This window comes from Trichocoleus sp. FACHB-591 (genome assembly GCF_014695845.1).
Lineage (GTDB): Bacteria > Cyanobacteriota > Cyanobacteriia > FACHB-46 > FACHB-46 > Trichocoleus.
Window position 1 is genome coordinate 117,771 of sequence record NZ_JACJPA010000108.1, and the last position, 20,168, is coordinate 137,938.

Genomic DNA, 20,168 nt, shown 5'->3' on the forward strand with positions numbered 1-20,168 from the left:
ATGGTAACGACATTTGCAGAACTTTTGTTGACTCATGGAGCCGCAGCTTTCGATCAACAGTTGTGTTTGAGTGAATTGCTCGGCGAGCATACTTGGTGGTTTGACATGGAAGCTGGCACGTTGGAGTTTAATGAAACTTTGACCTTTCCAGTGCAAATTCTAGGCAGTGAGTCAGATAGTAGCCAAACCTGGTTGTGGAGCTGGGCTAATGCAGAGAGTCATATTCCTGAACAGTTGTTGCAAGATGCATTGGAGTTAGCGGCTTTTGGCGATCGCGCTGCAATTGCTGAACTTAAGCAACCACAACTATCGCTTAGCGATGAAATCAACGGCCATGCTTTATCAATGGTTGCGAGTGGGCTTTGCCAAGCTAATGCTTATTACTGCGCTCCCTATGCAGGTGGAGCTTTGTTCGTCTTACTCAAACAAGCCGATTATCGTTGGCCGATTGATGACCCGATCGCCCGAATTGCCTTTGTGTTTCCCCAGTTCATCTCAACTTTTGCACTCAGCAATCATCGCCAAGCCTTTGCCTGTTACCTCAGCTTTTACAACTTAGAAATTTCAGAGCGAGAGAACTATGTACTGGGACGATTTAACGGCGATCGGGCGATTACCGCAAAATTCGATCAAAACCAGCGCTTGATTGAATTGACAACACAAGATTAGGGCCAATTAACCGAACTTGTCTTTCCATTCGGGACGGAGGAGACCGTAAAGATACATATCGTGGCGATCGCCGCTGCGGTGGACAAACTCTCGATAGATGCCTTCGCGCTGAAACCCAAGCTTCTCGTATAGGGCGATCGCGCGATCGTTGTAGCTAAAGACGGTGAGTTGAATGCGGTGCAAGTTTAGCTCCTCGAAGGCAAAGGTCAGCGCCAGTTGCATCGCCTCAAAGCCATAACCGTGGCCCCAGTGTTCCTCCCCAATGGCAATGCTGATCCAGCTCACTTGGTGATTCCACAGGATGCCGTCTAGTTCTACATAGCCCAGTAGCGTGTCGTTGGTGCCTATGGTCGCAGGTTCGGTTGGAGTGGCAGAACGCACCGCAAAGATGAAAGCATGATTAGATTTTTGGCGTTCTTCTAACCATTGACCTAAAAACGCTTCAGAGTAGGGGTAAGCAGGCTGAGCATCTAACAACCGTAAAAAGTCAGATTGTTGATACCAATGCGCCAAAGCGGGTAAATCTTGGGGCATCCAACTAGTTAATCGGACTCGGCTTCCAGACAGCGAAGTTTTAGCCAGCATGAATCACTACACTCCGCTGCCTACCCGTTCTGTCACTGGCTCTATAACCCTGAAACTGAAAGGCATTAGCTGTCAGACTGTCTGGCTAAGAATTGCCGCAAACTCAAAAGCGCCACGGTTTGCCCCGCATTTAGCGGTAAGAGCGAAACCCCTTCTAGCCGCGATTGCAGCCAGCCATCGCCCCAACACCACTCATGGAAGCCATCAACGCCTTGGCTCAAGAGCAAACGCAGACAATTCGGTTCCGCTACATCTACCTGATGCTGAATTGCGATCGGACCTAGCCAACTGGTGAATGATAGCCCAGCATGCAACTGTTCTGGCAATCCGGGGGATAAGCGTTCTGGCCACAACCACTTTTGCAGTTGAGCGGGTTGGAGCAAACTATCCCGAATGTTAGCGGCTGAGGCATTCACCTCAATTCGCAAGTTGCTTTGTTGAAAAGTACCCCACATAAGCTTGAATGGCGGCTCCGCAGATCAGTTGGTTCTCTAGTTCTTTCAGTATGCCAAGTTCAGGCAGTTCTTAGCCGAACCGTGAGCAACGCGATCGCTTTGGCTGCGTCCCTGGCTTGCTTCAGGACCAGAAAGACCTTAGCGAGATCCTAGCGATCGCTGCCAAGGCCATCAACCCACAACTTAGAATAGAAATAGTGAATTAAGAAATGTAAGGTTTTTTCATGGCGGATCAGTTAATGCGGGCAACTGCGGCTGATGGCGGCATTCGAGCGGTAGGAGTGATTACAACTCGCCTCACCGAAGAAGCTAGACAGCGGCATCAGCTCTCCTATGTAGCAACAGCAGCTCTGGGTCGTACCATGTCCTCCGGATTGCTGTTGGCCTCCAGTATGAAACGGCCCGGATCGCGAATCAACATCCGGATTCGGGGTAACGGGCCTTTGGGCGGCATCTTAGTTGATGCGGGCTTAGATGGAACGGTTCGAGGATATGTAGATAATCCAGAAATTGAGCTACCTCCCAATGACAAAGGCAAATTGGATGTTGGTGGTGCGGTAGGTCACGAAGGTTATGTGTATGTGGTGCGGGATGTGGGCTATGGCTATCCCTACTCCAGCACTGTAGAGATTGTCTCTGGTGAGGTTGGTGAGGACATCGCCAACTATTTAGTGACTTCTGAGCAAACTCCTTCAGCCTTGGTGGTGGGCGTATTCGTCGGTGCGGAAGGTGTAACCGCATCAGGAGGCTTGTTGATCCAAGTCTTGCCTAAAGCGACTCGTGATGAAGAACTAGTAGCAACTCTAGAGTCTCGCATTGGCCAATTGTCTGGGTTTACCCCGCTGTTGCAAGCAGGCAAAACGCTGCCAGAAATGTTTGAGCAGTTGTTGGGGGATATGGGATTAGAAATCTTTCCAGAAACTCAGTTGGTTAGGTTCCACTGTGGTTGCTCCTTCGATCGCATGCTAGGGGCGCTCAAGATTTTGGGCGAAACGGAACTGCAAGACATGATCGAAAAAGACAACGGCGCTGAAGCTACCTGTCACTTCTGTAATGAGGTTTATCAAGCCAGCAGTGATGAACTAGCGCAACTGATTTCCGAGTTGCGAGCCGAATCCTAACGAAAGTCCGGGAGGCTAGAGAAAGTCTACGAAGAGTGTCATCTAAACCTAAAGATTTGACTTTTTGGGGCTTGAGGAGGGTAGGATGACAACTACTGCATTTGCTTTGGAGCAGCCAAAGCCGTTGCACTACGAATTGTTAGGTGGGAGTTGTTAGGTGGGCTATGACCAGAGATCGCGGAACTCCAGACCGTAGGCCAGCCGATCGGCCTCTCCGGATAAAGAATTCAAGCAACCCCGACCGCCCCCCTGCTCCTCGCCCCTCAACCCATCCGACTCCGCGTCCTGTGGTCAGAGCTGTGCCTCCAGACCCAGTTCGGCCTGTGGTTTCGACGCTCGGTCAGACGGAGCAACCTGCTTATGCCGTACCGGGGTCTGCTCCCCCGCCGCTGACCCAGCCCCCCAGCCCCCGCGATCGCAGACGGTTACGATTGCCCACAAGCATAAGATTTTGGGGCTTGACTACCTTGTTGCTTACGGGAGGAGCGGCAGTTGTCTCGGTGGCGTTGTTGGTCCGATCGCCTGCGTTGCCGAATTGCCCCTCGATCTTCTGGCCGATGGCATCTGCTTCCATGCGGCTCTACTGTGCTCAAGTTGCAGCCAACAAGCAGACCGTGAAGAATTTGCTAGAGGCGATCGCGCTAGTTCACAACTTGCCTCTCGATCACCCTTTGCGGTCCGATATTGACCGCTCAATTCAACAGTGGTCATCAGATATCCTCAACTTGGCTGAGACTTCTTTCAACGCCGGCAAGCTCGAAGAAGCGATTGCTACGGCCCGCAAAATTCCAGAAAACACATCGGCTCATGCCCTCGTGAATGAACGGATCGAGCGCTGGCAATTGATTTGGGAGAAGGCAGAGGCGATTTATCAAAAATCAGAAGCTGCTATGCGAGAGCGCAAGTGGCATCAAGCGTTTACCGAGGCAGTGCGCTTGCTTTATGTGGGTAATACCTATTGGGAAACCACGAAGTATCAAGAACTTAACGAACGCATTCGAGTTGCTAAGGAAGAAGGCAACAAGTTAGCCAAAGCCGAAGAACTGGCCGATATTGGTGGTCTCGACAATTTGCTCAAGGCGATTAAGCTAGCGGAGTCGATCAGCCCTAACAGTTACATCTACAAAGAGGCACAAACCGCGATCGCCAAGTTTGGTCGCAAAATGCTGAATTTAGCCCAAGCGACCCTAGAAGAACGCAACGCGACAGAAGCGATCGCCATCGCCCGTAAGATTCCTGATAGTGCCAACTTAGAGGAAGAAGCGCAAGACTTTATTGATCTGGCTGATGCTCAAGCTCAAGCCTGGCAAGGGACGGTCGCAGACTTAGAAGCCGCGATCGCTCAAGCTCAAAAGCTCGATCGTAAGCGTCCCATGTACGCTAGAGCCCAGCAGTTGATTACCCGCTGGCAGCGAGAAATTGAAGGTGTCGCCCATCTCGATCGGGCCCGTCAATTAGCGCAAGGGGGGACTCCGAATGCCTTAGGATCGGCGATCGCAGAAGCTAGCTTAGTCAACCGCTCCAATCCTCGCTGGGATGAAGCTCAGAAAGAAATTGCTCGCTGGCGCGGCCAAATTGAAACGACGGAAGATCGGCCTTACCTCGATCGCGCGGATGAATATGCCTTGGCGGGAGATGCTAACTCGCTGCAATCCGCGATTAATGAGGCCAGCCAAGTCGGTCCAGGTCGCGCTTTGTATGGTGAAGCCCAAGACAAAATCCGCCAGTGGACCAGGGAAATTCAGCGGCAACAAGACCAACCCTACTTAGATCAAGCCCGAGCCTTCGCGAGCAGTGGAGATTTAACCAGTGCGATCGCTACCGCCGACCAAATCACTTCTGGTCGGGCGCTCTATGATGAGGCGCAGGATGAAATCCGCTCTTGGCGCAGCCTGATTCAAGCAGAGCAAAATTGGCAGGAAGCTCAAAGCTTAGCGACTGCCGCAACCCCAGATGCCTTAGCAGCGGCGATCCAAAAAGCGGATCAAATTCCCGCTTCCAGTTCCCTACGAATTGATGCTGAAGCCGCCATTAATCAGTGGAGCCAATCTATTTTAGTGCTGGCCCAAAACCAAGCCAACTATGACTTGCCCAGCGCGATCGCGATCGCCCAAAAGGTCCCTGCTCGTACGGAAGCCTATGCTCAAGCCCAGCTCCAAATTGGCGAGTGGAGGAAAGCTCTACAACCCCCTGAACCTCCTAAAGTTCTTGTAGAACCCACGCCTCCACAGATTCGCCCGATCAACTAAAGTCTGGAGCCACTCCCTTGAGCCACCTGTTGATAAAAGGACTCTAGGGCTTTCACGCAACTTGAGTCATCAAAAAGCTGGGCATGGCCTTGGGTAATGCGCTGCTCGATCTCCTGCCGCCACGCAGAATCCAGCCCTAGCTTAACTGCGATCGCCACATATTCTTCTGGGTTAGCCGCGATCGCCTCTGGGATGCTCAAAGCTTGCAAAATTCCTGCTGCATGTCGTCCTCGCATAAATTCGCCTGGGCAAGTGACGACGGGTAAGTTGCATGCGATCGCCTCTAGGGTGGTATTGCCGCCAGACCAGTCAAACGTATCCAAAAAGATATCGGACAAAAGATTGAGCTGCAAATACCCTGCTTGGTTCTGTCGAGGCAAAATCACACAATAGTTCTCGCTGTTTAGACCTATTGCGGCGAAAGCCCGCTGTAAGCGCTGACGAAACTTTTCAGTGACAGCAGCACTAAAGTGAGCGAGAAAAGCAAACTGGGTGTGAGGCACTTGTTGCGCGATCGCGGCAAACACAAAGTCGTACTGCGGCAGGTACTTGAACAGTGACTGACAAGACAAATAGACCACCGCATCGGGGCGCAATCCAAAATCAGCTCTAGTCTTGATTAGCTCGGGAATAGTAGGTTTGGCATAAGCAATACCGATTTGGGGTAGCCGCACCAATTGCTCGGAGTAGTGTTCCTCACCGTTCTCAGGCTCCATTAGGTCGCTAGAGAGGAAATAGTCAACCGTGGGTAAGCCCGATGTCACTGGATGCCCCCAAGTCATACACTGTACCGGAGCTAAGCGCAGACTGGCAATCTGGCTAGCCTTGGGATGCATGCCAATATCGAGAAACGTGAGTACGTGTAGTTCATCGTTTAGAATTTGCTGACACATGCCTGTCAAATCGCCAGAAATCTGATGAAAGGCATCGCTGTAACGTTGAATTCCCTGCGTAATTGCGTCCTGCTCTCGATTCAGAGAATAGCAATGAATTTCAAATTTTTCGCGATCGCAATGACGCAGCCAGCCCAAAAACAACTTGCCTACTGTATGCAACCGTAGACAGTCTGAGAGATAGCCAATGCGAATTTTGCCACTCGGGCTTAAAGGTGGCATCGGTCGATCTTGCACCCACTGGGGATAGTTGGTCGCCATAATCTGATGCACCAACAGCCCGTATTGTTGTTGTAAAGCGCGATCGTTTTCACCCTGGTAAGCCAGGTAGAAGTTAGCGTAACGACTAATGCCTTCGAGGGCGTTTTTGCTGGCTTCCGGTGTAGACAAGTCGAGTTCAGCCCCGATGCGGGCCAAGCCTTGACTGAACCGCTGCCGAGATACTGCAATCTCCTCAGTAGTTGCGTACAAAATGGGCAAAGTTAACTGCTGGGCCAGCTTGAGAGAAAGATCATTCGGTAACAAACTCAAAGCTTCGGTCGCAGCGGCGATCGCGGCTTCAGTTTGGCCGTCATCTCGCAAGGCAGAAATTAGGTCAAAGTAAAGCTTTGTGGCGGTAGGATAAGCCTGTACCGCTTCCAGGTAGAGCTGAATGGCCGCGTCGTACTGCCCCAAGCGCTGAAAACAATCACCTAAGCACTTATAAACTCGCTGAATCAGTTCTGGGGCAACTCCTGTTTTCTCAGACCTGAGGAATTTCTGATACCGCTCGATCGCCGCTTGGTATTTGCCTTGACGGTATAAAGCAAACCCTAGATAAAAGTCGGCTTGCATGCGAGACTCATCTGCCTTGGCTTTGTAGGCAGTGCCCAAATCCTGGAGCGCAACCGGATCGCGAGGACTCAATTGGTGAGCTTTTTCCAGAGCTTGAATGGCATCTTCTAGCTGATGCTCTGCGATCAAGCTTCTGCCCATCCGCTGGTACTGCTCATAGGTTTCGGGGTTTGCGGGTGGCGTGGGTAATGGGAGCGCTACAGGCTGAGGTGGCAGAGCCGCTTGGCTGCCAGAGGTGGTAACAGGGCTAAGACCCGAACTGGTTTCAGGGCTATTATCCAGAGCAATTAAGCGTCGATTATCCACCGCTGCGATTGTCATTGGAGCACTGTAGGGTGTTGATGGAGGTGCTTGCTGAGCTGCTGCCATCAACGTTTCACTCACAGTTTTCGCCATCTGGAGCCAAGAGAATTGTTTAGCCTGCTCTAAGCCTGCTTTGATCAGTGGGTCGCGCAAAGTTGGGTTCTGCACATTTTGCAGCGCGGCAGTCAGTCCTGCAACATCTGAGTCCTTGACATAAAGGGCAGCTTGACCCGCTACCTCTGGGATGGAACCATTGGGGCAAGTAATGACCGGACAACCACAAGCCATTGCTTCTAAAATAGGTAGCCCAAAGCCTTCGTACTGGGAAGGGTATACGAGCGCGATCGCTCCAGCGTAGGCCATTCGTAATTCGGCATCGTTGAGTTGCAGCAGATGAACTCTGGTGCCTGCGGGTAAGCAAGCACTCAAATCAGGTTCCAGCGTGGGGTTTCCACCTGTGCAAACAATACTGAAGTCGGCAGCATTCGCGAGTTTGGCAAAGGCTTTGCAAAACAAAATGGTGTTCTTGTAGCCGTTTCTCGTGCCCACCATCAAGAAATAGGGCTGCGTAATCTGGTGCTTCTGTTTAAACTCATTCACTTCTGCGTCACCAGCCGGGACAAAACTGGGTTGTACCCCACAAGGCGCAACGGCGATCGCTTCCGGAGCAATGTAAGGAAAGAGTTTAGCTAAGTCCCGTGCAGTATTTTGAGAAATTGCGATGTAACGGTCAGCATGCTGAATGGCATAGTGCTTGACCCGCCACATAAACTCGTCTACATCCCAGCCAATTTGCTCCGGAATCATGTCATAGGCCATGAATACCGAAGGCGTTGAAATCGGGGTGGTGTAATAAGTGGAAATAAATAAGCTAGCCTGCTCCTCGTCACAAATTTGCTGAAGAATGGCGCGATCGAGAGCAGCATTGCTATAGCTATAGGGTGGAATGAGGCGATAGCGAATCCCAGGAACTCTCGGCGCAGAACCATTACGGTCTAACACTAAAAGATGATCAGCAAAATTGCTTCTAGACCATTCCACTAACAAGGTTGACCAAACACGAGCAATACCAGTATTAGAAAACTGAAAGAACATGCCATCAATGACAATCTTAGGCATTTTATTCAGGTAATACTTTTGAATAAAAATGCCACGATTACGGACATGCAACTTCAATTGATTGAGCCGTCCATCTCGACCTGTTGTGTTTTGGTTGTGGGTAAATAATTGATGCTTAATCTCTTCGGGAATTGGAGTGAGCGAATACCCACTGGATTTAGCGCGATGACAGAAGTCAACATCATCCCAATATCCTGGCCCATAGTCTTCACACCAACCACCAAAGCTTTCTAATACCTGTTTTTTGACACACAAAGCCCAGCCTTCTAAATAAACTTCCCCAGTTTCAGTTTGCTTAGGGCCTGGGCCTGCCAATCCTTCGCCAGCAAGCTGACATAGGTAGGGAACTGGAGCAGTTAGCACCTCAATGTCGTTATTAAGAAATAAAATATATTCGTTGCTGGCAACTTGAATTCCTTGATTATTTGCTGCGGCAAAACCTCGGTTTTCAGAATTACGAATTAACTTAATATTATGAGTCTGACAAAATCTCTTTAGAGCATCTCTGGTGGGAGGCTGACTACCATTGTCAACAAAAATAATTTCAATGTCCGATAAATGTTTTAAGTTGCGTTCCCAAATTTCTAATAACTCACCGTGATCCCACCAAGGTACAACGATACTCGTGGAATAAGCCACCTTATCTAAAAGATTTGTATTTTTAGGCGCTTTACTAGCTTCCACCCAAAAACAGCTCTGTTCGTGGGACCAACAATCTGCAATGCTAATGTCGCGAAAGCCAGCTTTTGCGAGCAATTGACGTAATCGAGGAGCCGTAAAACCAGTTTTGTGAAACTCACCCGGATGGCTTTGGAGACCAAAGATAGTATCAAGCTGCCAGCCCCAACGCTCTGATTCGGGTTTGTCAAGCCATTGCCGCAGGCACCATTCCAAGTTGGGCAAATTCATGACGAGTTGGCCTTCCGGCTTTAGAACTCTAGCCCATTCTTTTAATACTTGAGGCACCTCATACTTACTCAGATGCTCTAGCATGTGCTCAGTAAAAATTTCATCCACGCTATTTGGAGGAAATGGCAAATTAAAAACATCCATTTGGGTGATGTTTGGACCAGCTAAATATTGGTCTACATTGATATACCCTGGTTTGATTTTGCGGCCACAGCCCAAATATAGTTTTAAGGGATTAGCTGTTTGGTGAATGGATTGATTAATCATTGGGTTTGAATTCAAAGTCATCTTGAATTGGAAGCTAAAGAAGCTTGTTGATGAACGACTTGCTGATAAAAATTCTCTAAGGCTTTCACACAGGTAATATCGTCATAAAGGCGGGAGCGGGCAGCCTTAATTTTTTGGGAAACTTGATGACGCCACTTTGGGTCTAGACCTAAACGAGCTGCAATTTGAATGTATTCTGTCTCGTTAGCAGCGATCGCCTCTGTCACTCCTAATTGTTTGAGCACGGCGTAGGAGTGGCGGCTACGCATCATTTTTCCAAGGCAAGTCACCACAGGTAACTGACAAGCGATCGCCTCTAGAGCAGTATTGCCTCCTGACCAACTAAACGTATCTAGAAACACGTCAGCAATGCGATTTAAGCTTAAGTAGCTATTGTGCCCTTGGCGAGGCAAAATCGCGCAGTAGTCAGGGCTTTTGAGGCCATACTGAGCAAAAGCTCGCTCTAAACGCTGAGAGAACTTTTCAGTAATCGCAGCACTTTTGTGCGAAATAAAAACAAATTGTGCTTGCGGTACTTGTTGAGCGATCGCGGCAAAAATGTAATCGTATTGAGGGAGATATTTGAATAGGGTTTGACAGGATAAATAGAGAACTGCATCTTCTCGCAAGCCAAAATCAGCGCGAGTTTTTGTGGCTTCACTTAGGTCAGGTGGACTGTAGGCAATACTAATATTAGGTAAACGTACTAGTTCTTCTGAATAGTGTTTATCTCCATCTTCAGGTTCCATCAATTCACTTGATAAGAAATAGTCAATAGTGGGAGAGCCTGTAGTAACTGGATGTCCCCAAGTAACGCATTGAACTGGAGCCAGACGTAGGCTAGAAAATAAGCTCATATAAGGATGCATTCCTACATCCAGAAACACTAAAATATCAAGCTCGTCTTTTCTGATTTGTTCACCGACTGCTTGGATGTAATCCAATTCGATCGCTTCCTTAACAGGTAGATGACGAAAAACATCACTAGAAGCTCGGAATTTTTCCGTATGCTCATCGGAATGGGGATGCAAGTGATAGGAGTAAATCTCAAAGTTTTGGCGATCGCTATGCCGCAACCAGCCTAAAAATAGCACTCCAACTGTTTGCTTCCACATACAAGCAGAGGCATAACCAACCCGAATTTTTTGCCTAACACTTGGTTTTTTAGTCGCTAAAGGTTGCATCAATTCAGGATATTGCACAGCCATTAGTTGATGAAGTAACTGAGCAAATTGAACTTGCTGCTCCAGATCATTTTGGCCTTGGTAATGCAAATAGAAATTGGTTTGAGACCCTAAGCCCCTCAAAAAAACAGCGCGACTTTCTGCACTATTAACATCAGCTCTTGATTGCACATATTGAATCAGCTGAGCTAAACCTTGGTTAAACTGCTGTCGATAAGTTGAGATCTCTGTGCTTGACTCGTACAGAATTGGCAAAACTAGGTGGCGATCGCGCTCAAACAGCACCATATCCGGAAAGAGTTGAGCGGCTGTAGCGGCTGCGGCGATCGCACTTCTCGTTTGGCCGCTGTTCCGTAAAGCTGCAATCAGATTAATGTGAAAGTCAGGCTTTTGGGAATACTGTTTTACTGCGGCCTGATAAATTTCGGCGGCTCTCTGGGAGTGATTGAGGCGTTGCAAGGAGTCGCCTAAATAACGATACACTCGCTCAATGGCCTCTGAGGCGATTGCTGGCGTCAGAGATGCGAGAAACTTCTCGTAAGGAGCGATCGCGGCTGCATAATTCCCTTGACGGTAATAGCTAAATCCTAGATAAAAATCAGACCTCAACTCTGATTCATTAGCTTGCAATTCATAGGCTTGCCCTAAATCACTTAAAATTTTGACATCACGAGGATTGCGATCGTGAGCAATTAAATAGTTGCTAATAGCAGCGTCAAACTGTGATTGAGTAACGAAGATTCGTCCTAAAGCTAAGTAAGCCTCTACCAAGTTGGCATCTAGCTTGATCGTGTTTTCATAAGCTTGAATCGCTGATTCGGTTTGCTGAAGTTGCTCAAATACCATACCTAAACGGTAATGATGCAGAGCCGTGAAGCGGCTGATTTCTAACGCTTGTGATAGCGTTGAAAAAGCCTCTTGATGACGACCCATTTGATAATAAAGATGTCCTAAGTCACTCCAGATTTCTGCTTGCTTAGGCTCTAATTGTAGAGCTTGCTGATATTTCTGTTCTGCTGCTGTCAATGAATTTTGCTTTTGTAGAGCTGTTGCTTCCTGATACAAAATTTGCCAATTTCCCATGCTGTTCTTTTACCCTAGGCAGCTCTAAACTAGAAGTAGTTATAATGACCAAAACTTATTGCTTTAGTGGTTCCCAATGACGCGCTGATAGAAGTCCTCTAAAGCTTTGACACAGGTTAAATCATCATAAAGAAATGACTGGCGATCGCTCATTTGCTGCACAACTTGACTTCGCCAATCACAATCCAAACCCAATTTAACGGCTATTTCAATGTATGCGGCTTCGTCTTTAGCAATTGTTGCAGTTACACCCAATCTCTGCAAAATCGCGTAAGAATGCCGTCCTCGCATAAACTCGCCGGGGCAAGTGACGATAGGTAAGTTACAGGCGATCGCTTCCAAGGTAGTGTTGCCGCCAGACCAAGTAAAAGTATCTAGAAAAATGTCTGACAGCAAATTAATTTGCCAATAGTCAGTTTGGCTTTGCTTCGGCAAAATCACACAATGCGATCGGTAGTTAAGATGATATTGGGCAAAAGCAGCTTCTAAACGTTGTTCAAATTGCTGAGTTAATTCTGGATCAAAACCAGAAATAAAAATGAATTGAGCTTGCGGTACCTGCTGAGCGATCGCCGGAAAAATGTAATCGTATTGAGGGAGATATTTGAATAAAGATTGGCAGCACAAATAGGCGATTGCATCTTGCGGAATCTGAAAATCCGGCCGTGATTTAGTGAGGGGTGGCAGTTGTGGTTTGGTGTAACTAATACCGATATTGGGCAGACGCACTAACTTCTCTGAGTAGTGAGCTTCTGCGGTTTCTGGCTCCATCAAGTCACTAGAAAGGAAATAATCGATTGTGGGGGAACCAGAGGTAATCGGATGTCCCCAAGTGACACATTGAATTGGGGCGAGGCGCAATCCAGCCAGTGAGGTCACAAAAGGATGCATGCCAATGTCTAGGAACACCAAAATATCGAGTTGATCGGCCCGAATTTTGCTTCCAATATTTTGAAAGTCTGCCTCTAGAACCTCTTGCAAAGATAAATGATTGAACTCATAACTATGCTGGCGGATTTGCTCTGTTACCTGGTCAACCGCTTGCCCCAGGTGATAGCAGTACAGCTCAAATTGGTCTGAATTATGATGACGAATCCAGCCAATAAAAAGTTTGCCAACTGTATGCTGCCACAGGAAACTTGAAATATAACCAACTCGGATTTTTCGTTGCTGATTAGACTGTAAGAAATGAGGTTGTGCCTGAAGTGGTTTGACCCAATCAGGATAGTTGGCAGCTATAATTTGATGCATTAGCTGCCCATACTGAACCTGGAGCACTAAATCATCTTGACCTTGATATTGCAAATAAAAATTAGTTTGGTAGCCAATTCCTAAAAGCGCTTTTTGGGCTGCTTCAGGTGTTGTTAAATCAATAGTTTTTACTAAGTAATTTAACCCTGAAATAAAATGCTCTCTCCACTGTTCAATCTCGGCTGCATTCTGATACAAAATGGGGAGCATTAGTTGCTGTGCCCGCAACAGATGAAGATCGTCAGGAAGATGTTGTAAGCCCTGAGTAGCAAACGCGATCGCTTCCTTCGTTCGTCCAGAATTTTGCAGCAGTGCTATCAGCTCGTAGTAAAACTCACTAGCTTCTGGATAGCTTTGAATCCCTTGGTAATACAGAGCGATCGCCTCGGCAGATTGCTCTAGCTTTTGTAAGCATTCTCCCAAGTACTTATAAGCCCGCTGCATTGTTGGGGCGGCGGCTTCAGGGTTGGGAATGTGGATGAATTCCTGGTATTGCTCTGCTGCTGCTGCATACTTTTCTTGGCAGTAGAAGCTGGAACCCAAGAAAAAAGCGGCTCTGGCTTGATAGCGACTAGCTTGTAGATCCAAAGCTTGACCCAATTCTTGCAAAGTCTGGGGGTCGGCAGGATTGAGCTGATGCGCTACTTCATAAGCTTTAATCGCTTCTGGAAATTGAGCTTTAGCCGCCAGCACTTGACCTAGCTGGAAATAGCTCTGAGCTTGCTGGGGATGAACGGCGATCGCCTGCTGATACACCCCTTCCGCTTCATCGAGCTTATTGGATGCCATCAACAATCGCCCTAGTTCGCTGTAGGCATCACTCAATTTTTCATCGAGTTGAATAGCGTTTCGGTGGGCTTGGACCGCCTGATCGCGATCGCCTAGTTTCTCCAGAACTAAGCCTAATTTGTAGTGATAGCTAGCTTGTTGGCGATTGAGTTCGAGAGCTTTCAGCAGCGCTTGAGCCGCTAATTGGTACTGCCCCGTTTGGTAATAAAGCCAGCCCAAATCGTGCCAAACTGCGTCTGCTTGACTCTGGACTCGCAAAATGGCCTGATATTGCTGCTCTGCTGCTTGAAAGCGTCCCTGTGCTTGAAGGGAGACTGCTTCACGATGCCGCGCTGCCCAAGTTGACTCCATAGGAATTCGCGATCGCCAGAGAAATCATGGCAAGCTCACGACCTGCCCTTCTCTGAGTTTGCCTCAATTTGCCGAACAACTGTCAGAGCTGAGTAACTAACTCCTGCGGTGCCTTCGCCCGGATGAGTGGAGTCACCTACCAACCAAAGCTTCTGAATCGGCGTGCGGTTGGCAAACCCGAAGGGGCCAAAGGTGCTGACTCGCTGCCCAATCCCACCTACAATGCCCTGTTCGCGTCCGGTGTAGTGGGCAAAAGTTCGGGGCGTGGCCGATTCTTGGTGCAGGATGCGCTCTGGGGTTAGGTGGAAGAATTGACCCAGCCGAGCGATCGCTGTTTCGGTATATTGCTGCTTCAAGCTTTCATAGTCGGGGCACTGCCACCACAGCGTCGGATCGGTAAAAGAAGAAGCCACGATAGTAGCCTGGCCTTCTGGGGCACGGCCATCCCCAGGATGGCTCACCGAGACAAACAACGAGTTATTTTCCCCAATTGGCCCATCGTAATCGTAGAGAAACTGAAGATGGGGCGGGCATCCGTCAGGAATGGCACTTTGCTCCACGCCGAGATAAATCACAAACGCTCCAGACGCTTGAGGCAATTTATCAACTCGTTGTTGGTAACCCAAAGGAATGGCTTCGCTCAGCAGCGGCACCAAGTTTTGCACCGTGACATTTGCCACCACCTGATCAGCGGGTTCTGTCCAAACGTCATTGGTTTTCTGGTTGCGAATCGTGACTGCTTTCACCACCCCTGCTTCTACGTGAATTTGCTCGACGCTGTGGCGCATCAGTAAACGGCCCCCATCTCGCTCTAGAGCTTGCACCAAGCGATCGCTGAGCACCTGCATACTGCCCTGTAAGTGAAACAACCCGTGGGGCGCTTGAGACACTCCTAAAGCTGTAGCTGCGTAAAGCAGAGCTGTGTTCTCCGCGTCTACTTGGGAGTAAAGCTTCAGTTGCAAATCTAAGAAAGTTCGTAGCCGCAAATTGTCAGCTAGCCGATAGCCACGCAACGCATCACCCACCGTCGAAAAAGTATGGGGCAAAGTTAGAAGCGTATCAGGACGGACTGCCTTGGTGAGCTGCCAAAAATCCCAAATATTGCGGGGCGGCAAAATGGGATCGCGCCCTTGGAACGCCCAACTGTAGCGAAACAAATCAGCTAAAAGTTGCCAAAACGGTTCGCTGCCCGGAAATTGTCGCTGTCGCTCAGCTCGCCACTGGTCTGGATCGCGCCAAACATTAATCGGATCAGTTTCACCTGGGAGCAAAACGGCGCAGGCAGGGTCGCAGGGTGTTGCCTCCGGAGGCTCAATTTCTAGCTCACTAAAAATCCGATGATGAATGCCGCCCGGTTCTAACCCCGCAACTTGAGTCGCTCCCACATCAAAGGTAAAGCCGCGACGCTTAAAGGTAGAAGCACAGCCCCCCGGCACTAACGCTTGGTCTAAAACAAGAACTTGATAACCACGATGAGCCAGTAATGCGGCTGTGGTCAGACCGCCAATGCCTGCTCCTACCACAACCACGCGATCGCCCTTGCTGCCCATAAACGCAAATTCTTAACTTCTTTATATTTCTTAATAAATTATAGGCAGGTGCTGTTTTTTCTGGAACGAAAGGGGGTTTTGAACTGCCGTCTTGAACTTACATTAAAACCAGCGATCGCCCTGCTGATAACGCATTAGAGGCAGTGCAGCAAACCAACTTCAACAAATACAAATCGTTTCTACATGGAATCTTGAAGAAACGGCTCAGTTCTCAGAGGGTGCTCAGACTATAGTGGCGGTAGAAATGGTTGCCCAAATTGAACCCCAATTAAACTCAGGGTTTGTTAGACTCACACCGAATCGCTCAGACGGCCATTGCATCTTCTCACCGTCGTGGTTTTGGCTGCTGCTTGGCGGATGCCATGTCGAATTTCATGCAGTTTCTTTAGCGTTGGTTTTGTTCTGCTTAGCGATCGCTTCAGCTCCACTAGCAATTTCACGAATTGTTGTGGACTTGTAATCATTTAGCTAACAGCACTCCTGCGCTTACTAAGATAGATGAAGAACTCAGCTTGTTCGGAAGATTCATGACCCCAACCCTGATCAAATCGCCCCAGGCTCCCCGACTGAACGCACCCACGGTTCGTCGCTTAGCGAATGGCCTGACGATCGTTGCAGAGCAGCTACCGATTGAAGCGGTCAACCTCAACCTCTGGCTGAATGTAGGCTCAGCGATTGAGACTGATGCCATTAATGGCATGGCCCATTTTCTAGAGCACATGGTGTTCAAGGGAACCGCGCAGCTAGCGAGTGGAGAATTTGAGCGCTTGATTGAGGAGCGGGGCGCAGTGACGAACGCTGCCACCAGCCAAGACTATACCCATTACTACATCACGACGGCTCCCAAAGACTTTGCCGAGCTAGCACCTTTACAAATGGATGTGGTGCTGAATGCAGAAATTGCAGATGAAGCCTTTGAGCGAGAGCGATCAGTGATTTTAGAGGAAATTCGCCGCTCAGACGATAATCCGCGTCGCCGTACTTTTGCCAAAGCGATGGAAGTCGCTTTCGAGAAGTTACCTTATCGCCGTCCCGTGCTTGGCCCTAGTTCTGTCATTGAGCAACTAACTCCCCAGCAAATGCGGGACTTCCACACCCAGCATTATCAGCCCCACTCGATGACTGCGGCAGTGGTAGGCAATTTGCCTGTAGAGGAGCTGATCCAGATTGTGGAAACATCCCTCGCCCAGGTACAAGCGCATCGGCCCGCGATCGCCGCTCAATCTTCTCTCCACGATTTGCCCAGCTACAGCCTAGAGCCTGCCTTTGACCGAATTGTGCGGCAAGAAGTCGTAGATGATAGCTTGCAGCAAGCTCGTTTGGTAATGGCGTGGCGCGCCCCTGGATTAGCCGATCTCCAAGAAACCTATGCGCTGGATATCTTGGCCACCATTTTGGGTCAAGGCCGCACGGCTCGCTTAATCCGCGATCTGCGGGAAGAGAAAGGGCTTGTCACCAGCATTGCTGCCAGCAATATCACTTTTGAGATGCAGGGAGCCTTCTACATCTCGGCCCAGCTGCCAGCGGAAAATATCCCAGTCGTAGAAGCCGCGATCGCCGAGCATATCCGTCGAATTCAAACTGAGCCCGTCACCGAAGCAGAGATTGCCCGCGTTCGGACTCAAGTAGCGAATCGATTCATCTTTGGCAACGAAACCCCCAGCGATCGCGCTAGCTTGTATGGCTACTACCAAGCAATGGTGGGAGATTTGGCTCCAGCCCTCAACTACCCCGCGCACATTCAAGCGTTGGATGCGGTCAGTTTGCAAGCCTCGGCCCAGCGCTACCTATCCACCGATGCTTACGGAGTAGTGGTACTGAAACCTGCAGCCTAAATCAGAGTCTAACCAGCGTTATGTGGACGACCATCGCTGCCCAGATCACTCAAGCTACAGGATACGAATTCCAAGTCAGCAATCAGCGCTCTGTAGGGGGCGGTTGTATAAACCAAGGCTACGCTCTACAGGGTTATCTGAAGGGCAAGCCTAGCTCTGGCAAGTCATCTGACCCAACTGCTTGTACTTACTTTGTCAAGTTAAATCAAGCGGCCCAGGTTGCTATGTTCGAGGCCGAGGCTTTAGGGCTACAACAAATGCGAATCCAGCCGACGATCCGGGTTCCTGAACCGATTTGTTGGGGCGTGGCAGAAAACTCCGCTTATATAGTCTTGGAGTGGATTGAGTTGGGACGGGGCGATCGCCAGTCTTGGGCAGCAATGGGCCGCCAGTTAGCTGCCATGCACCAAGTAACCAGTCCAGCGGGTTTCGGTTGGGATCGCCCTAACACCATTGGTTCCACGCCCCAAATCAATCCTTGGACAAAAGATTGGGCAGAATTTTTTACTCAACACCGCATTGGTCATCAGTTAAAACTAGCTCAGCGACGGGGAGGGCACTTTCCTCAGCAGGATCGGTTACTAGCCGCTATTCCTGAACTGCTAGCTAATCACCAGCCGCAACCTGCTCTCGTGCATGGAGACTTATGGTCGGGTAACGCTGCGGTGGCTGCAACTGGCGAACCTGTGATTTTTGATCCTGCTACCTATTTTGGCGATCGCGAGGTAGACATCGCCATGACCGAACTATTTGGGGGCTTTCCACCGGAGTTCTACCAAGGCTACAACCAAGCTTGGCCTCTAGAGGCAGGCTACAAACAGCGAAAAACGCTCTATAACCTCTACCACGTCTTAAACCACTTCAATCTCTTTGGCGGCAGCTACGAATCACAAGCCAACCGGATGATTGAGCAAATCTTAGCCTAGGCACTGCTACCCCTGGCTCGGAGAATTTCTAGCGATTAACCCGATTTAGCAGCCAAAAAGAAGAAACCAGTCCCGCAAAGTGACCCGCGATCGTATTCGTGTTAGCTTGCACCACAAAAAAGTCGAGGGGCTGAATAGTCGGAATATTATTTACACCATATAAAAGAGGAGAATTTTGAGGCTGGGCGATCGCTCGGGCAATCAAGCCACCGACAATGGCCTCTGCTCCTACAATGGTCAACAACATGCCAACCAGATTGAGCACAATGCCAAGTTGTAAAAGTTGAATCGTATCTGCCTTACTAGGGCGCAGGCTAGTATTAGGCGCTCGTAGTTGACGAGAGATCCGCACATATCGAAATGACCAATAGATGCTGATCCCTAAAGCCACCAATCCACAGACAGCAAAGAAAATGCCAAAGCCAGTCCCCGCTCGCGTGGCATTGGAAGCCGCTCCAGCTCGCCCGCTAAAGCTAGCCAGAATTAAAACCCCGGTAGAAACAACCCCTAAGACTGCTTGGATACTAAGGCTAATCCAGCCAGTCCAGCGAAAGTTAGTGGCAATTTGACGAATTGCAGGAGGAATTGCAGAAGAGTCTGGCTGATTCAACATGATGCTCTAAACGGGCGTAATAACCTGGCTGTTCATCTATCCAAGGTAACTAAAGCATAACTTTATTTGTTATCAGGCTCAGCCATTTGTGGGGTAGGTCAAAAAAATTGTTTTAACGACCTTGGGTAAGAGTTGCAAAGTGATGAATTGCCTACAGAGCGATCGCTCTAATCCAGCCTATTTCTCTATTCTGCAACCCTAATTGCTATCCTTAACCTCGCCTATACCCTTAGTTGCTCCTCAGATTTTAATCCATGCAGATCATCCATTTGGATGAAAGGTGAAATCTGATGAAAATCTGGCAGACGAACTCAGAATTAAATGTCTAGAATTAATATTACGCCCTCTAATTACTTGAGTAGAGGGGATGAAGGACGGGCACTCTAGTCTGTAATTACCAAGCTAAATTCAACATGACTCTCTGAATCTAGTGTGAGAGTTAACGGCACTATCTAGAGCTTTTCGAGAATATGCATCTACTCTCCTTTAAGTCATGCCAAGCTCACTGTTCTAGAAACTAGCCGCGAGTTTAGGCACCACAGGCTTACACCAACTAAGGGCAAATAGATAGCAACAGAGGACTAATCAGATGGGTTGGCACTCTTGCGCTATTGCTGTTGTCTAAGACTGTAACGTCAACACCCTAGCTTTAAAGTGGATTGATTAATTATGGGTTTAACCATGCGATTTGAAGATATCTACCAGTTTTTCCAAGATCCCCCACCGATCTATCTCAATAAAGAACTCGCCGTTTGTTACGTCCTGTCAGTATTGCAGCGAGGGGATTCTTACGGAACCGAGTTGATTCAACTTTTAGAGAACGAGTATCGCACCTACCGTCTCTCAGATACAGTCCTTTATAGCGCTCTAAAATTTCTGGAGGATGAAGGAGCCATCCAGGGTTATTGGCGCAAGGTAGAAGGACGCGGACGGCCACGCCGGATGTATCAAATTCGTCCAGAGTGGTCTGAGCGGGCTCAAGAATTATCTCGTCTCTGGCAAGGATATGCAACTGGCAACTTGCCACCCGGTGACAACAACTAAGCTTGGTGGGCCGTAGTTCCTAGAATCTGTCGTAAGGCTGCGATCGCGCTAGTCCCAAACAGAGCTAAGGTTGTGCGGTCTCACCTACTACCAACTAGAAGCAGATTAAAACCTTTCTATACTTATGTAAAGTATAGG

The 20,168-nt window shown here is 48.9% G+C and carries 14 protein-coding genes; 6 read left to right on the forward strand and 8 right to left on the reverse strand.

Annotated elements, in window-relative coordinates:
• On the forward strand, nucleotides 1-669 hold the full coding sequence (locus tag H6F90_RS22630; protein ID WP_190554400.1) for a DUF6882 domain-containing protein: 669 nt from the start codon (nucleotides 1-3) through the stop codon (nucleotides 667-669).
• A gap of 6 nt (nucleotides 670-675) precedes the next feature.
• Here H6F90_RS22630 and H6F90_RS22635 read toward each other — a convergent pair whose 3' ends face one another.
• Both H6F90_RS22635 and H6F90_RS22640 read right to left on the reverse strand, forming a co-directional pair.
• Nucleotides 676-1,254, reverse strand: coding sequence for a GNAT family N-acetyltransferase (locus tag H6F90_RS22635; RefSeq protein ID WP_190554401.1), 579 nt, complete (start codon nucleotides 1,252-1,254; stop codon nucleotides 676-678).
• Nucleotides 1,255-1,319: 65 nt separating this feature from the next.
• Nucleotides 1,320-1,709 (reverse strand): hypothetical protein, encoded by a 390-nt coding sequence (locus H6F90_RS22640; protein ID WP_190431249.1) that lies wholly within the window; start codon nucleotides 1,707-1,709, stop codon nucleotides 1,320-1,322.
• A 224-nt stretch (nucleotides 1,710-1,933) separates the two neighbouring features.
• Between H6F90_RS22640 and hslO the strand changes: the two genes are divergently transcribed.
• On the forward strand, nucleotides 1,934-2,830 hold the full coding sequence (hslO, locus tag H6F90_RS22645; protein WP_190554402.1) for an Hsp33 family molecular chaperone HslO: 897 nt from the start codon (nucleotides 1,934-1,936) through the stop codon (nucleotides 2,828-2,830).
• 164 nt (nucleotides 2,831-2,994) lie between these two features.
• Nucleotides 2,995-5,079, forward strand: a complete 2,085-nt coding sequence (locus H6F90_RS22650) for a chromosome segregation ATPase (RefSeq protein WP_190554403.1) — start codon at nucleotides 2,995-2,997, stop codon at nucleotides 5,077-5,079.
• On the opposite strand, the gene H6F90_RS30205 is transcribed toward H6F90_RS22650, so the two are convergent.
• The 5 genes from H6F90_RS30205 to H6F90_RS22685 all read right to left on the reverse strand — a co-directional run bounded on the left by H6F90_RS30205 (nucleotide 5,076) and on the right by H6F90_RS22685 (nucleotide 16,076).
• Nucleotides 5,076-9,404, reverse strand: a complete 4,329-nt coding sequence (locus tag H6F90_RS30205) for a glycosyltransferase (protein ID WP_199296104.1) — start codon at nucleotides 9,402-9,404, stop codon at nucleotides 5,076-5,078. The two genes, H6F90_RS22650 and H6F90_RS30205, sit on opposite strands and share 4 nt — an antisense overlap.
• A 17-nt stretch (nucleotides 9,405-9,421) precedes the next feature.
• A complete protein-coding gene (locus H6F90_RS22670; RefSeq protein WP_190554404.1) occupies nucleotides 9,422-11,671 on the reverse strand; it encodes a tetratricopeptide repeat protein in 2,250 nt (749 codons plus the stop codon).
• A 63-nt stretch (nucleotides 11,672-11,734) separates the two neighbouring features.
• Entirely contained in the window at nucleotides 11,735-14,062 is a 2,328-nt protein-coding gene (locus H6F90_RS22675; protein WP_190554405.1) for a glycosyltransferase family 41 protein, read from the reverse strand.
• 35 nt (nucleotides 14,063-14,097) lie between these two features.
• Nucleotides 14,098-15,612 carry a C-3',4' desaturase CrtD gene (gene crtD / locus H6F90_RS22680; protein WP_190554406.1) on the reverse strand — a complete coding sequence of 505 codons (1,515 nt, stop codon included), beginning with the start codon at nucleotides 15,610-15,612 and terminating at the stop codon, nucleotides 14,098-14,100.
• A gap of 290 nt (nucleotides 15,613-15,902) precedes the next feature.
• Nucleotides 15,903-16,076: a hypothetical protein gene (locus H6F90_RS22685; RefSeq protein ID WP_190431255.1), complete on the reverse strand. Its 174-nt coding sequence runs from the start codon at nucleotides 16,074-16,076 to the stop codon at nucleotides 15,903-15,905.
• A 63-nt stretch (nucleotides 16,077-16,139) separates the two neighbouring features.
• On the opposite strand from H6F90_RS22685, the gene H6F90_RS22690 reads away from it, so the two are divergent.
• Together H6F90_RS22690 and H6F90_RS22695 are read left to right on the forward strand one after the other, a co-directional pair.
• Nucleotides 16,140-17,447 (forward strand): pitrilysin family protein, encoded by a 1,308-nt coding sequence (locus tag H6F90_RS22690; protein WP_190554407.1) that lies wholly within the window; start codon nucleotides 16,140-16,142, stop codon nucleotides 17,445-17,447.
• A gap of 20 nt (nucleotides 17,448-17,467) precedes the next feature.
• Nucleotides 17,468-18,373, forward strand: coding sequence for a fructosamine kinase family protein (locus H6F90_RS22695; RefSeq protein WP_190554408.1), 906 nt, complete (start codon nucleotides 17,468-17,470; stop codon nucleotides 18,371-18,373).
• A gap of 28 nt (nucleotides 18,374-18,401) precedes the next feature.
• Here H6F90_RS22695 and H6F90_RS22700 read toward each other — a convergent pair whose 3' ends face one another.
• On the reverse strand, nucleotides 18,402-18,986 hold the full coding sequence (locus H6F90_RS22700; protein ID WP_190431258.1) for a DUF3611 family protein: 585 nt from the start codon (nucleotides 18,984-18,986) through the stop codon (nucleotides 18,402-18,404).
• A 681-nt stretch (nucleotides 18,987-19,667) separates the two neighbouring features.
• On the opposite strand from H6F90_RS22700, the gene H6F90_RS22705 reads away from it, so the two are divergent.
• A complete protein-coding gene (locus H6F90_RS22705; RefSeq protein ID WP_190431957.1) occupies nucleotides 19,668-20,030 on the forward strand; it encodes a PadR family transcriptional regulator in 363 nt (120 codons plus the stop codon).
• Nucleotides 20,031-20,168 lie beyond the last annotated feature (138 nt).

Bases quoted from the DNA above. Each gene is read 5' to 3' on its own strand.
- H6F90_RS22705 (WP_190431957.1), top strand. From the start codon at position 19,668: ATGCGATTTGAAGATATCTACCAGTTTTTCCAAGATCCCCCACCGATC.
- H6F90_RS22700 (WP_190431258.1), bottom strand. From the start codon at position 18,986: ATGTTGAATCAGCCAGACTCTTCTGCAATTCCTCCTGCAATTCGTCAA.
- H6F90_RS22685 (WP_190431255.1), bottom strand. From the start codon at position 16,076: ATGATTACAAGTCCACAACAATTCGTGAAATTGCTAGTGGAGCTGAAG.
- H6F90_RS22640 (WP_190431249.1), bottom strand. From the start codon at position 1,709: ATGTGGGGTACTTTTCAACAAAGCAACTTGCGAATTGAGGTGAATGCC.
- H6F90_RS22670 (WP_190554404.1), bottom strand. From the start codon at position 11,671: ATGGGAAATTGGCAAATTTTGTATCAGGAAGCAACAGCTCTACAAAAG.
- H6F90_RS22650 (WP_190554403.1), top strand. From the start codon at position 2,995: ATGACCAGAGATCGCGGAACTCCAGACCGTAGGCCAGCCGATCGGCCT.
- H6F90_RS22635 (WP_190554401.1), bottom strand. From the start codon at position 1,254: ATGCTGGCTAAAACTTCGCTGTCTGGAAGCCGAGTCCGATTAACTAGT.
- H6F90_RS22630 (WP_190554400.1), top strand. From the start codon at position 1: ATGGTAACGACATTTGCAGAACTTTTGTTGACTCATGGAGCCGCAGCT.
- hslO (WP_190554402.1), top strand. From the start codon at position 1,934: ATGGCGGATCAGTTAATGCGGGCAACTGCGGCTGATGGCGGCATTCGA.
- H6F90_RS22695 (WP_190554408.1), top strand. From the start codon at position 17,468: ATGTGGACGACCATCGCTGCCCAGATCACTCAAGCTACAGGATACGAA.
- H6F90_RS22690 (WP_190554407.1), top strand. From the start codon at position 16,140: ATGACCCCAACCCTGATCAAATCGCCCCAGGCTCCCCGACTGAACGCA.
- crtD (WP_190554406.1), bottom strand. From the start codon at position 15,612: ATGGGCAGCAAGGGCGATCGCGTGGTTGTGGTAGGAGCAGGCATTGGC.
- H6F90_RS30205 (WP_199296104.1), bottom strand. From the start codon at position 9,404: ATGATTAATCAATCCATTCACCAAACAGCTAATCCCTTAAAACTATAT.
- H6F90_RS22675 (WP_190554405.1), bottom strand. From the start codon at position 14,062: ATGGAGTCAACTTGGGCAGCGCGGCATCGTGAAGCAGTCTCCCTTCAA.